General features: G+C 57.8%; 14 protein-coding genes and 1 tRNA gene. 14 read left to right on the top strand and 1 reads right to left on the bottom strand.

All coding sequences use genetic code 11. The features are described from left to right. Positions 1-520: 520 nt before the first annotated feature. The 13 genes from ruvA (at position 521) to nadA (ending at position 10,355) form a co-directional block, all read left to right on the top strand. Positions 521-1,126: a Holliday junction branch migration protein RuvA gene (ruvA, locus tag BLU07_RS09740; protein ID WP_092386436.1), complete on the top strand. Its 606-nt coding sequence runs from the start codon at positions 521-523 to the stop codon at positions 1,124-1,126. A 34-nt stretch (positions 1,127-1,160) separates the two neighbouring features. Then, complete coding sequence (gene ruvB, locus BLU07_RS09735) at positions 1,161-2,213, top strand: Holliday junction branch migration DNA helicase RuvB (RefSeq protein WP_092386434.1); 1,053 nt, start codon at positions 1,161-1,163, stop codon at positions 2,211-2,213. 81 nt (positions 2,214-2,294) lie between these two features. Further along, positions 2,295-2,750 carry a tol-pal system-associated acyl-CoA thioesterase gene (gene ybgC / locus BLU07_RS09730; RefSeq protein ID WP_092386432.1) on the top strand — a complete coding sequence of 152 codons (456 nt, stop codon included), beginning with the start codon at positions 2,295-2,297 and terminating at the stop codon, positions 2,748-2,750. A 16-nt stretch (positions 2,751-2,766) separates the two neighbouring features. Continuing rightward, on the top strand, positions 2,767-3,438 hold the full coding sequence (tolQ, locus tag BLU07_RS09725; protein ID WP_092389748.1) for a protein TolQ: 672 nt from the start codon (positions 2,767-2,769) through the stop codon (positions 3,436-3,438). Positions 3,439-3,451: 13 nt separating this feature from the next. Next, positions 3,452-3,898, top strand: coding sequence for a protein TolR (gene tolR / locus BLU07_RS09720; protein ID WP_092386430.1), 447 nt, complete (start codon positions 3,452-3,454; stop codon positions 3,896-3,898). After that, positions 3,895-4,938, top strand: a complete 1,044-nt coding sequence (gene tolA / locus BLU07_RS09715; RefSeq protein ID WP_231701622.1) for a cell envelope integrity protein TolA — start codon at positions 3,895-3,897, stop codon at positions 4,936-4,938. Before tolR ends, tolA begins: the two co-directional genes overlap by 4 nt. A gap of 5 nt (positions 4,939-4,943) precedes the next feature. Further along, the gene (tolB, locus tag BLU07_RS09710; RefSeq protein ID WP_407920110.1) at positions 4,944-6,245 is read left to right on the top strand and encodes a Tol-Pal system beta propeller repeat protein TolB; all 1,302 of its coding nucleotides are present in this window, start codon (positions 4,944-4,946) and stop codon (positions 6,243-6,245) included. A 42-nt stretch (positions 6,246-6,287) separates the two neighbouring features. Further along, entirely contained in the window at positions 6,288-6,797 is a 510-nt protein-coding gene (gene pal, locus BLU07_RS09705; protein WP_092386426.1) for a peptidoglycan-associated lipoprotein Pal, read from the top strand. 9 nt (positions 6,798-6,806) lie between these two features. Further along, the gene (gene ybgF / locus BLU07_RS09700) at positions 6,807-7,601 is read left to right on the top strand and encodes a tol-pal system protein YbgF (protein WP_092386424.1); all 795 of its coding nucleotides are present in this window, start codon (positions 6,807-6,809) and stop codon (positions 7,599-7,601) included. Positions 7,602-7,733: 132 nt separating this feature from the next. Then, positions 7,734-8,381: a 7-carboxy-7-deazaguanine synthase QueE gene (queE, locus tag BLU07_RS09695; protein WP_092389744.1), complete on the top strand. Its 648-nt coding sequence runs from the start codon at positions 7,734-7,736 to the stop codon at positions 8,379-8,381. A gap of 1 nt (position 8,382) precedes the next feature. After that, a complete protein-coding gene (queC, locus tag BLU07_RS09690; RefSeq protein ID WP_231701621.1) occupies positions 8,383-9,063 on the top strand; it encodes a 7-cyano-7-deazaguanine synthase QueC in 681 nt (226 codons plus the stop codon). A gap of 56 nt (positions 9,064-9,119) precedes the next feature. Beyond that, positions 9,120-9,195, top strand: a tRNA-Lys gene (locus tag BLU07_RS09685). 101 nt (positions 9,196-9,296) lie between these two features. Next, on the top strand, positions 9,297-10,355 hold the full coding sequence (nadA, locus tag BLU07_RS09680; RefSeq protein ID WP_092386420.1) for a quinolinate synthase NadA: 1,059 nt from the start codon (positions 9,297-9,299) through the stop codon (positions 10,353-10,355). On the opposite strand, the gene BLU07_RS09675 is transcribed toward nadA, so the two are convergent. Next, entirely contained in the window at positions 10,356-11,825 is a 1,470-nt protein-coding gene (locus BLU07_RS09675; protein WP_092386418.1) for a M48 family metalloprotease, read from the bottom strand. Positions 11,826-11,907: 82 nt separating this feature from the next. On the opposite strand from BLU07_RS09675, the gene BLU07_RS09670 reads away from it, so the two are divergent. Then, entirely contained in the window at positions 11,908-12,156 is a 249-nt protein-coding gene (locus tag BLU07_RS09670) for a sulfurtransferase TusA family protein (RefSeq protein WP_092386416.1), read from the top strand. Positions 12,157-12,165: the final 9 nt, after the last annotated feature.

Genomic DNA, 12,165 nt, shown 5'->3' with positions numbered 1-12,165 from the left:
AGTTTAAATTGCGTCCAGAAAGCCACTCATCCTTCTGCGTTATCGGCACCCTTTGGCATAGCCTACCCCAGACACGCTACAAGCCCCTCCGGGCCGGCCCGCAATCACAGATTGACGGGCGTTCAGCTGCGCGCGAAGCTGTGCTTCGCAAGCGCTTGCTTCACCCCTGGGGCTCGTCGATGCACGGCAGACAATTGCTCCTGCATTGTCTGCTCTTCCGCCATCCATGGCGGTCGCCTGTACATCGGCGGTCTGGGGTAGGCTATGTCAAAGAGCGCCATTCAAGTTTGTGCATTTGCCTGGCGCTGTAAGAAACAATGACTTGATGCACTGACTATACGAGCGGGGTTGCCTGTCACCGGTTTCAGGTCGTCGAGAGCCATGGATGGCTATCGTCGAGCGCCCAGGGATGGGACAGCGTGCCTGGAACCGGTGACAGGCAACCTCGCTCCTGACTCGGAACTGGCCAAATCAGTATTTCCAATACAATACGAAGCATATAAAGCCTCAGGAGAAAACCGTGATTGGACGTCTGCGCGGAGTGCTGATCGACAAGCAGCCGCCTCATTTATTGTTGGAAGTGGGGGGCGTCGGCTATGAGCTGGATGCGCCCATGAGTACTTTGTATAACCTGCCGACCCTGGGTAATGAAGTGGTACTGCATACCCATATGGTGGTGCGTGAAGACGCGCAGCTGTTGTATGGCTTTCTGGAAAAGCGTGAGCGTGAGTTGTTCCGTGAGCTGATCCGCCTGAACGGGGTAGGGCCTAAGCTGGCGCTGGCGTTGATGTCGGGCATGGATATGGACGAGCTGGTGCGTGCAGTACAGGCCCAGGATACGCGGGCGCTGGTGAAAATTCCCGGTGTTGGCAAGAAGACCGCCGAGCGTCTGCTGGTCGAACTGAAGGACAGGTTCAAGGCCTGGGAGACCCTGCCGGGTGCCTTGCAGCCCCTGGCCGGGCCCTCGGCCGCACCGCAGGTGGCGTCGGCGGTGGATGATGCCCTCAGCGCCCTGATTGGCCTGGGGTACAAGCCGCAGGAGGCGAGCCGGGCAGTGAGCGCGGTGGAGTCGGAAGGCTTGAGCAGTGAAGAGTTGATTCGGCGCGCACTCAAGGGCATGGTGTGAGCGGTATGGAGTTCACCGGTTTGGCGGGTAATGCATGATTGAAGAAGATCGCCTGATTGCGGCCAGTCCGCGGCAACAGGAAGAGGTGATTGACCGGGCTATTCGCCCGCTGCAGTTGGCTGATTATATCGGCCAGCCGGTGGTGCGCGAGCAGATGGAGCTGTTTATCCAGGCGGCGAAAGGTCGTGGCGAGGCGCTGGATCATGTATTGATCTTTGGCCCGCCGGGGCTGGGCAAGACCACCCTGGCGAACATTATTGCCAACGAGATGGGTGTGCAGGTGAAAAGCACCTCCGGCCCGGTACTTGAAAAAGCCGGTGATCTGGCAGCGATGCTGACCAATCTCGAAGCCGGCGATGTGCTCTTCGTTGACGAGATCCATCGCTTGTCTCCGGTGGTGGAAGAAATTCTGTATCCAGCGATGGAAGATTATCAGCTGGATATCATGATCGGTGACGGGCCGGCGGCGCGCTCGATCAAGCTGGATCTGCCGCCTTTTACCCTGGTCGGGGCGACAACGCGGGCGGGTATGTTGACCAATCCATTGCGTGATCGCTTCGGCATTGTGCAGCGGCTGGAGTTTTACTCGGTGCCGGATCTGGCAATTATTGTTGGCCGTTCGGCGCAGATTCTCGGCATGCATCTGGATGCGGACGGCGCCCTGGAAGTGGCCAAGCGCTCGCGTGGCACGCCGCGGATTGCCAACCGCCTGTTGCGTCGGGTACGGGATTTTGCCGAGGTGCGCAGTCAGGGCGTGATTACCCAGTCAGTGGCGGATCAGGCGCTGAATTTGCTGAATGTGGATGAGCAGGGCTTCGATCACATGGATCGTCGCCTGCTGCTGGCGATGATCGACAAGTTTGATGGCGGCCCGGTTGGCATTGACAGCCTGGCAGCAGCGATCAGTGAAGAGCGGCACACGATTGAAGATGTGCTGGAGCCTTTTCTGATCCAGCAGGGTTTCATTACCCGCACCCCGCGCGGTCGAATGCTGACCCGGCATGCCTATCAGCACTTCGGACTCAATGTTCCAGGGCGTTTAGGCGATCCGACGGCGGATTTGTTTGATCCTGCTGGCGGCGGTTGAACGTGACGATGCAACGGAGCAGATTTATTTCATTGTTGCGTTGCTCACCCCCTATGCAAAACCATAAACAGGTTCTACATTATGCACGCTGAACAGTCAGGGCAGCCGTTCGCGCTCAAGGCCCGCGTTTATTACGAAGATACCGATGCCGGCGGCATTGTTTACTACGTCAATTACCTGAAGTTCATGGAACGGGCGCGCACTGAGCGGTTGCGCGGCCTGGGCTTTGATCAAAGCGTTCTGCAGCAGGAAAATATCATTTTCGTTGTGCACTCGGTATCGGCCAGATATCACGCCTCTGCGCGTCTGGATGATGAACTTGTGATCACTGCCGAGGTCATGGAAGTGAAGCGTGTGAGTGTACGCTTTCGTCAGCAGATCAAACGTTCTGATGGCACCTTGTTGTGTGAGGGGGAGGCGCTGGTGGCCTGCGTGAAGGCAGACAGCTACCGGCCACGGCCTTTTCCGCAAGAACTGGCTACGGCTTTTCGTCGTGGCATGACGTTGGAATCCGGCGCTGAATGGGGAGACACATAGCGTGCAAGCTGAACAAATGTCGATGTGGTATCTGATCACCAGCGCCAGTGTTCTGGTGCAATTGGTCATGCTTAGCCTGGTATTGGCTTCGATCATTTCCTGGGTGATGATTTTTCAGCGTAGTACAGCCATTCGGGCCTCGAAAGCGGCGCTGGACGAGTTTGAAGACCGTTTCTGGTCCGGGGTAGACCTGTCCAAGCTGTATCGCGAAGTGACCGGCAAGCCAGATCCCGATTCAGGCCTGGAACAGATCTTTCGCGCCGGCTTCAAGGAATTTTCACGTATGCGTCAGCAACCGGGAGTCAATCCGGGGGCGGTGATGGATGCGGTGCAGCGCGCCATGCGGGTGGCCATTTCTCGCGAGGAAGAGCGCCTGGAGCAGCACCTTCCCTTCCTTGCTACCGTCGGGTCGACAAGCCCCTACATCGGCCTGTTTGGGACCGTGTGGGGCATCATGAACTCGTTTCGCGGGCTGGCAGCCGCGCAACAGGCGACACTGGCGACAGTCGCGCCAGGGATTGCTGAGGCCCTGATTGCTACGGCCATGGGCTTGTTCGCCGCAATTCCTGCTGTGATCGCCTACAACCGGTTCTCTTCACGTTCGGAAATGCTGCTCAGTCGTTACGAGACCTTTGCCGATGAATTTTCCAGCATCCTGCACCGCCGCGTGCATGCCAGCGACGAGTAGGCGGGAGTAGTTCATGCAGCGAAGAGGACGGCGGCAGAAACGCAAACCGGTAGCCGAGATGAACGTCGTACCCTATATCGACGTCATGCTGGTGTTGCTGGTGATTTTTATGGTGACCGCGCCCATGCTCAATCAGGGGGTGAGGGTGGACTTGCCTCAGGTCAGCAGTGAGGTATTGCCTGCTGATAGTCAACAACAGGTGTTGACCCTGTCGGTATTGGCCGATGGTACCTATTACTGGAATCTGGGCGAGGCAGTGGATACCGAAGAGCATACGGATAGCGCGGTCAGCCTGGAAGACATGACTGAAGGTGTCAGCAAGGTGATCCAGGCACGTCCGGATACGCTGGTATATATTCGCGGCGATCAGCAGGCAAATTATGGTCTGGTTGTGGCGGCGATGGCTGCCTTGCAGCAGGCCGGTGTTCCCAATGTCGGTCTGATTACCGAGGCGCCGTGAATACGCACGATCAGCGACTGCAACCGGTACCCGCCGGCCGTTACGGCCCAGCGGTGATCAAGGCGTTGGGTCTGCATCTGGCGGTGATACTAATGTTTGCCGTTTCTTTCAGTAGTGCTCCGGAGTATGAGCCGGCGCGGCCGATCGTGCAGGCGACTCTGGTGCAGCTCGAGTCGAGCAGCCCGGCAATGACGGCTACCGAACAGCGGATTGCCGGCGAAGCCGAACGCACGGCAGCACAGCGTCATGAAGCCGAGCAATTGGCGCGGCAACAGCGTGAGCAGGAAGAGGCGGCACAGCGAGAAGAGCAGCAACGTCAGCAACAGGCCGAGCGCGAGCGAGTGGCGCGGGAGCAGGAGCAGGCCAGGCTGGAAGCTGAACAGCAGGCGCGTGAACAGGCCGAGGCTGAAGCTCGCCAACGTGAAGCCGAAGCGCAAGCACGCCGTGAGGCCGAGGAGCAGGCCCGACGAGAAGCCGCCGAAGCCGAGCGCCGCGCTGCCGAGCAGGCCCGCCAGCGGGAGGAAGAAGCAAAGCGTCAGGCTGCGGCTGAAGCAGAACGCCGTGAAGCGGCCGCCAGGGCCCAACGTGAAGCGGAAGCCGAGGCGCAGCGGCAGCGTGAGGCTGCAGAGGAGCGGCGTCGTGCACAAGAGGAAGAGCGCGCCCGGGCGCTGGCGGAACTTTTGGCCAATGAAGCAGCCTATCAACGAGCGCAGGCCGATCGTCATGGCGATCAGGTAGCAGCGAGTTATGATGATCTGATTCGACGCTATGTCAGCGAACAGTGGCGGCGGCCGCCGACGGCACGCAATGAAATGGTAGTAGAAGTACGTATCAGCATGGTGCCTACCGGGCAGATTACCGATGTGGTGGTCACGCGCTCCAGCGGTGACCCCGGTTTTGATCAGTCGGCTGTGCAGGCGGTACGTAACGTCGGACGGATTCCGGAAATGCGGCAGCTGTCGCGGGAAAATCCGGCAACTTTTGACCGTTTGTATCGTCAGCGTACGCTGCGGTTCAGACCAGAGGACTTGGCTTACTGATGAAGATGCAACTGAAAACCTGTCTGCTTGCCCTGTTCAGCCTCTGCTGGTTGCAGCTGGCAATGGCTCAGGATGCGATCGAAATTACCCGTGGGACCGACAAATCGGTACCGATTGCCGTAGCGCCCTTTGGCTGGCAAGGCAGTTCGCCGCTTGACGAGGACATGGCACAGATTACGGCTGACAACCTGTACAACAGCGGCATGTTCGCTCCTCTGGCGCGCAATGTGATGCTTGGCCAGCCAGTGCGGGCAGATGAAATTTTTCCTCGGGACTGGCGTATGCTGGGCGCGGATTATGTCGTGGTCGGCAATGTCACCCGCGAAGGTGAAACGGACAGTTTCAGCCTGACCTATACGTTGTACAGCGTTATTCGCGAACAGGAGCTGTTGACTCGAACCATCAGTGGTTCGCGCAATCAGTTGCGTGATATGGCGCATCGCCTCAGTGATGAGGTGTTTGAGGAAATAACCGGTATTCAGGGCGCTTTCAGCACCAAGCTGCTGTACGTCGCGGCTGAGCGTTTTTCTGCGGATAACATACGCTTTACTCTCAAACGCTCCGATTATGATGGCAAGCGTTCAGTTACCTTGTTGCAGTCCAGTGAGCCGATTCTGACTCCGTCCTACGCACCGGATGGGGAGCGCATTGCCTATGTGTCCTTTGAGTCCGGCCGGCCGCAGATTTTTGTGCACTGGGTCAGTACCGGACGTCGCGAGCGGGTAACCAGTTTCGAGGGGTTGAACAGCGCTCCGGCCTGGTCACCTGATGGCAAAAGACTGGCTTTCGTATTGTCACGCGACGGTAACCCGGAGATATATACCATGGACATGGAGAGTCGGCAGATACGTCGGGTGACGAACCATTTCGCGATCGACACCGAGCCATTCTGGAAGGACAACAACACTCTGGTGTTTACGTCCGACCGTGGCGGCCGGCCTCAGATCTACAAGCAGGATTTGCGCACGGGCAATGCCGAGCGGTTGACGTTTGTCGGTAACTACAATGCCAATGCCAAATTATCCGTTGATGGACGCACCATGGTGATGGTGCACCGCCAGGACGGATATCGTAATTTTCAGATTGCCACGCAGGATCTGCAGCGCGGTAATGTGAGAGTCTTAACAGAAACGTCGTTGGATGAATCACCTACTGTTGCACCCAACGGCACTATGTTAATTTATGCTACCCGTCAACAGGGGCGAGGTGTACTCATGCTGGTTTCGACCAATGGTCGTGTGCGATCGGTTATTCCGACGCCATTCGATGACTTGCGCGTGCCATCATGGTCCCCATACCTGCCATAGGGCGCACCAACACACACTTATGGGGTTTTTCAGGAGTCTATGATGCAAATTACTACTGTCGGCAAGTTTGCTGCTCTGCTGGTTGCTTTTGGTCTGGTAGTTGGCTGTTCGTCGAAGGGTTCCCAGTCAACGGGTACCGGCGCGGTCGATCCCAATGAGGGGTACAACAGCAGTTCTACTTCCGGTGCTGATACCTCGTCAGGCGTCAGCAGCGAAGAAGCAGCTCTGCGTGCCATCACTACCTTCTACTTCGAGTTTGACAGCGCTGAGCTGAAAGCCGAAGCCATGCGCGCCCTCGATGTTCACGCCCGTGACCTGAAGGCGTCCGGCCAGCGCGTTGTGCTGGAAGGCCACACTGATGAGCGCGGTACGCGTGAATACAACATGGCCCTGGGCGAGCGCCGTGCGGCTGCCGTTCAGCGTTACCTGGTACTGCAAGGCGTTTCAGCCAGCCAGCTGGAACTGGTTTCCTACGGTGAAGAGCGTCAGGCAGCCACGGGCTCCAGCGAAGAAGCCTGGGCTCAGAATCGTCGCGTTGAGCTGCGCAAATAAGGGAGTGACATGAGAGTACTCAGCGGGGTTGCTGTTCTGACCATGCTGGTGCCGGCGCTTGCGCTGGCCCAGGTGCCGGTGGATGAGCGGGGAGGCGGTAACGGTTCCCGCAGTTCAACGGCAGTCAATGTACCCCAGGTACGCTCGGATGTGTCACCTCAGGGCCAACTGCTGCAACAGCTGTATCAGTTGCAGCAGGAGGTTTCCATGCTGCGTGGCATGCTCGAAGAGCAGGAGCACCGTATTAGCCGCATGGAAGATGATCAGCAAACCCGTTACGAGGATATTGATCGTCGCTTGCAAGCTGTTTCAGGTTCTTCTGGTCCCGAGCCTGACAACAACGCACCTGTTGCAGAGCAGCCTGTGTCACCCCAAGTGACGGATCAGCTACCGCTGGATACGAACGAGGCAGTCGCCGAGCCGGATCCGGAGCGGGAGAAATTGCTCTACGAAGCTGCTTATGACCAGGTCAGGCAGCGTAATTTTACCCAGGCCATTGCGGCTTACAACGCTTTCCTGCGCCGTTATCCGGAGAGTGATTATGCCGGTAATGCGCAATACTGGCTGGGCGAACTCTACCTGGCTGAATCGGATTACACCGCTTCAGAACAGGCTTTCCAGCGGGTTCTCAGTCGCTACCCCGGTCACCGCAAGGAAGCTGATACGCTCTACAAACTGGGCGATGTCGAGCGTCGGCGGGAGAACAATGCCCAGGCGCGTGAATGGTTTCAGCGGGTACTTGCCGAGTATCCCAATAGTTCCGCGGCGCAACTGGCTCGTCGGGATATGGCCAATCTGAACTGATCCTGCCTGTCTTTTCCTGCTGTCTCGGTTAAAATAACCCTTTCCACGATTCAGGGTCGGGATTTACCTGGCCTGATGATAGGCCTCTGCCTGTTACGCAGTGCTGCCCGGTATTGACCAATGACCACTGAACTGTCTTCGACGCTCCGGATTACGGAGATTTTCCATTCATTGCAGGGTGAAAGCCGCACCATCGGCCTGCCTACGGTATTCGTGCGCCTTACCGGGTGCCCGTTGCGCTGCCAGTATTGTGATAGCGCCTATGCATTCAATGGTGGCGAGAGTATGCCGCTTGAACACATTCTCCAGCAGGTTGGCGCTTATCGGCCGCGTTATGTTTGCGTAACGGGTGGCGAACCCCTGGCGCAGCCGGGTTGCCTGCGGCTGCTCAGGCAGTTGTGTGATGCCGGCTATCAGGTTTCCCTGGAAACCAGCGGAGCCATGGATGTCAGTGCGGTTGATCCGCGGGTAAGCCGGGTGGTCGATCTGAAAACGCCGGGATCGGCTGAGGTTGGTCGAAATTTGTACAGCAATATCGCCTTGCTGGGGCCACAGGATCAGGTCAAGTTTGTGCTCTGCAATCGGGCAGACTATGACTGGGCCCGCTTCAAGCTGGATGAGTATGGTCTGGCGGAACAGGTTGGCGAGGTGTTGTTCTCGCCCAGCCATGCTGAGCTCGATGCGCGCGAACTGGCCGACTGGATAGTGGCCGACAACCTGCCGGTGCGCTTTCAGTTGCAGCTGCACAAGTATCTGTGGAATGACCAGCCGGGGCATTGAAATGACAGACCAGAAAAAAGCAGTGGTACTTCTTTCCGGTGGGCTTGATTCAGCCACAGTGCTGGCGATGGCTCAGGCTCAGGGCTATATCTGTTACAGCATGAGTTTTGACTATGGTCAGCGACATCGGGCAGAACTGGTCGCAGCCGAGCAGATTGCCCGGCATGCCGGGGTCGTCGAGCACAAGGTCATCGGGCTGGACCTCAATGGCATGGGGGGCTCGGCGTTGACCGACTCGTCTATTGCCGTTCCGGAAACGCCACAGGAAGGTATACCCGTTACCTATGTCCCTGCGCGCAATACCGTCTTTCTCTCCCTGGCTTTGGGCTGGGCCGAGGTGCTGGGTGCGCAGGATATCTTTATCGGCGTCAACGCCGTGGACTATTCCGGCTACCCGGACTGCCGTCCTGACTTTATTCAGGCCTTCGAGCAGGTAGCCAACCTGGCGACACGAGCAGGCGTAGAGGGCACTCCCTTTCGTATTCAGACACCGCTGCAGATGCTCAGCAAGGCGGACATTATCATAGCGGGTATCAACCACGGAGTGGATTACAGCCTGACGGTTTCCTGCTATCAGGCCGATGCCGCCGGGCGTGCCTGTGGTCGCTGTGACAGCTGCCGCCTGCGCAGTCAGGGCTTTGCTCAGGCCGGGGTGGCGGACCCGACCCGTTATCAGCACTAAAAAAATCCCAAAAAGCTTGAGTTCATCAGAAAAATCAGTACTATAGCGCGCGTTCCGGGTCGTTAGCTCAGTTGGTAGAGCAGTTGGCTTTTAACCAATTGGTCGTAGGTTCGAATCCTACACGACCCACCACTTTCCCCGTACCTCTCCCTCTTTTGCGACCGGTCAAGCTCCTGTGATCTGCTCCGGGTCAGCATGGTATAATCGACCCATATATCTGATTGGGTGAAGCTATGTCACAGATTCCCGAGCGTGTGCTGGTGCAGGCTCATCTGGCTGCACGTGAGCCTGTTCCGCTCAGTGCCGAAGAAACCGAAGACTACAAGCGGCGTATTGCCGCTGCGCTCAAGGCGCGCAATGCCGTACTGGTAGCCCATTATTACACTGATCCGGTGGTACAGGCGCTGGCGGAAGAAACCGGTGGTTGTGTATCTGATTCACTGGAAATGGCGCGCTTTGGTCGCGATCATCCGGCGACCACGCTGGTGGTGGCCGGGGTACGTTTTATGGGTGAAACCTCGAAAATTCTCAGCCCGGAAAAGCGCGTGTTGATGCCGACGCTGGAAGCCACCTGTTCGCTGGATATTGGTTGTCCGATCGATGAGTTCTCGTCGTTCTGCGATCAGCATCCGGAGCGCACGGTAGTGGTCTATGCCAATACCTCGGCGGCAGTCAAAGCACGTGCCGACTGGGTAGTTACCTCGAGTTGTGCCTTGCAGATTGTCGAACACCTGATGGATCGTGGTGAAAAGATTCTCTGGGCACCTGACCAGCATCTGGGCAACTATATTCAAACCCAGACGGGCGCGGATATGTTGATGTGGCAGGGTAGCTGTATTGTGCATGAGGAATTCAAGGCGCAGTCACTGATCGATCTTAAAGCCGTGTATCCCGAAGCTGCCGTGCTGGTTCATCCGGAGTCGCCAGCGGCCGTGATTGAGCTTGCCGACGTGGTGGGCTCGACCAGTCAGCTGATCAAGGCAACCGAGACACTTCCCAACCCGACCTTTATCGTGGCGACTGATCGTGGAATTTTCTACAAGATGCAGCAGGCGGCACCTGATCGCCAGTTGATTGAAGCACCGACGGCCGGCAATGGTGCTACCTGCCGCAGTTGTGCGCACTGCCCGTGGATGGCGATGAATACCTTGCCGCGGGTGTTGAGCAGTCTGGAGCAGGGTACAGATGAAATCGAGGTCGACAGCGGCCTGATCCCGCAGGCAGTACGCCCACTGGAACGCATGCTCGACTTTACCCGACAGGCCAATCTCGGTGCGGTCGGCAACGCCTGATCAGAAGCTGTCCAGAATCTCTCTCTGGCGCGCCAGTTGCTGCTGACGCGCTTCGACCCGGGAACGCATGACGAAATTGTCGCGTACCCGGCGTGCCGCCAATGCCAATTGTTCATCCGCTTTGTCGAGATCGCCAGCAAGCATGAAATATTCGGCGCGGGCCATATGCAGACCGGTGATATTGTCTGCCAGCCCGCGAATTTCTGCAGCCATGTACCAGACATCCGGGTCATCACTGCGCTGGTTGGTCAGCCGGTCGCTCAAGCGTTCGGCGTCCTGATAGCGTTGCTGGTGCAGTAACAGGTCAATCTTGCTTTGCATCAGCGGGTAATTGTCCGGACGGATTTTCAGCAACTGGTCGACAATCGTCAGAGCGGCATTGCTTTGCCCCTGCAGTCGTAGCAGCTCAACTTCAGCCAGGCGGACGATGAGGTTGTCAGGTTGTTGTTCCAGCAAGGGCTGCAGTGCCTGCCCGGCTTCCTCGAACTGCCCGCCGAGGGTCAACGCCAGTACCAGGCCATAGCGTGCAGGGGCATGTTTGCCCTCGTGTTCGTCCAGTTGGGCCTGAAAGCGACGTACGGCAACGCCTGGGCTGGTTTCATAGCTGAGTTGCACGCGGGCGCGCAACATCTGGTATTCCAGGCTGTCACGCCGTCCGTTGTCTTGCGCAAGTTGCTCGGCCCGGTTGCGTGAATCAGCAATGCGAGACTGGGTGACTGGATGGGTAAGCAAAAACTCTGGCGGCGTACGGTCAAAACGGCTGTTGCGAACCAGGCGCTCGAACATGTCGGGCATGGCGCGGGGATCATAACCGGCCTGCTCCAGGTTCAGAATGCCGATGCGGTCGGCTTCCTGCTCGTTTTGCCGTGAGAAGCGGCGCTGTTCCTGAATGGCCGCTGCCTGCGTTGAGGCCAGTGCGGCAAAGCCGGCATCACCTCCACCGGCAGCAGCGATCACGATACTGGCCAGCATGGCAGCCATCAGCGGGACGCTCATGCGTTGTTGCTGCTCCAGGTTGCGGGAGAAGTGGCGCTGAGAGAGGTGCGCCAGTTCGTGGGCCATGACTGAAGCAAACTCGCCTTCGGTATGAGCGTGCAGGAACAGGCCGCCGTTGATGCCGATAATGCCGCCCGGCGCTGCAAAGGCATTCAGTTGCGGGCTGTCCACCACTACGAAGGTAAGCCTGCGATCAACCAGCTGGCTGGTCTCCGCCAGCTGATAGACGTGGCTTTCAACGTAATCTTTCAGTAAAGGGTCATCCTTGGTCGCGACGGCACCACGCAACATGCCCAGCCAGGCACGACCAAGTTGGTATTCCTGTTCACGGGACATGATGCCGGCACTGGTATCGCCCAGCGATGGCAAATCGAAATCGGCTTGTGCCTGCGCGCCGGGTGTCATACCCAACAGACACAGCGTGAGCAGTGTTTTGCCGACCAGCAGGCGTGGGAGACAGGATTTGACAGACATGGTGACCTTTTATTTCCCGGGTTGTCCGGAGCGGGTTGTGCAGCGCTATACTGGCGCCACGAAAACAAGGAGCTTTTGATTGATGTCGTCAGCCCCGATTGAACTGCATGCAGACACCCGACTGGACGCCCGCGGCCTGAATTGCCCATTGCCCTTGCTCAAGGCCAAGTTGGAGCTGAACACACTGGCCAGCGGGCAAATACTGCATGTGTTGGCCACTGATGCGGGTTCCTGGCGCGATTTTCAGCGCTTTGCCGAGTTGTCCGGTCATGCATTGCTGCATGCTGAAAGCTTGGACGATGAATTTCATTATTGGTTGCGTAAATCGTGAGATCAACTG

This window comes from Halopseudomonas salegens (assembly GCF_900105655.1).
Classification (GTDB): domain Bacteria; phylum Pseudomonadota; class Gammaproteobacteria; order Pseudomonadales; family Pseudomonadaceae; genus Halopseudomonas; species Halopseudomonas salegens.
This window is presented reverse-complemented; position numbering and strand designations above follow the sequence as displayed.

What these genes read in the sequence shown, in the direction of transcription:
- tolQ (WP_092389748.1), top strand. Translation starts at nt 2,767, where the DNA reads ATGTCGATGTGGTATCTGATCACCAGCGCCAGTGTTCTGGTGCAATTG.
- tolR (WP_092386430.1), top strand. Translation starts at nt 3,452, where the DNA reads ATGCAGCGAAGAGGACGGCGGCAGAAACGCAAACCGGTAGCCGAGATG.
- pal (WP_092386426.1), top strand. Translation starts at nt 6,288, where the DNA reads ATGCAAATTACTACTGTCGGCAAGTTTGCTGCTCTGCTGGTTGCTTTT.
- ybgC (WP_092386432.1), top strand. Translation starts at nt 2,295, where the DNA reads ATGCACGCTGAACAGTCAGGGCAGCCGTTCGCGCTCAAGGCCCGCGTT.
- BLU07_RS09670 (WP_092386416.1), top strand. Translation starts at nt 11,908, where the DNA reads ATGTCGTCAGCCCCGATTGAACTGCATGCAGACACCCGACTGGACGCC.
- BLU07_RS09675 (WP_092386418.1), bottom strand. Translation starts at nt 11,825, where the DNA reads ATGTCTGTCAAATCCTGTCTCCCACGCCTGCTGGTCGGCAAAACACTG.
- nadA (WP_092386420.1), top strand. Translation starts at nt 9,297, where the DNA reads ATGTCACAGATTCCCGAGCGTGTGCTGGTGCAGGCTCATCTGGCTGCA.
- tolB (WP_407920110.1), top strand. Translation starts at nt 4,944, where the DNA reads ATGCAACTGAAAACCTGTCTGCTTGCCCTGTTCAGCCTCTGCTGGTTG.
- ybgF (WP_092386424.1), top strand. Translation starts at nt 6,807, where the DNA reads ATGAGAGTACTCAGCGGGGTTGCTGTTCTGACCATGCTGGTGCCGGCG.
- ruvB (WP_092386434.1), top strand. Translation starts at nt 1,161, where the DNA reads ATGATTGAAGAAGATCGCCTGATTGCGGCCAGTCCGCGGCAACAGGAA.
- queC (WP_231701621.1), top strand. Translation starts at nt 8,383, where the DNA reads ATGACAGACCAGAAAAAAGCAGTGGTACTTCTTTCCGGTGGGCTTGAT.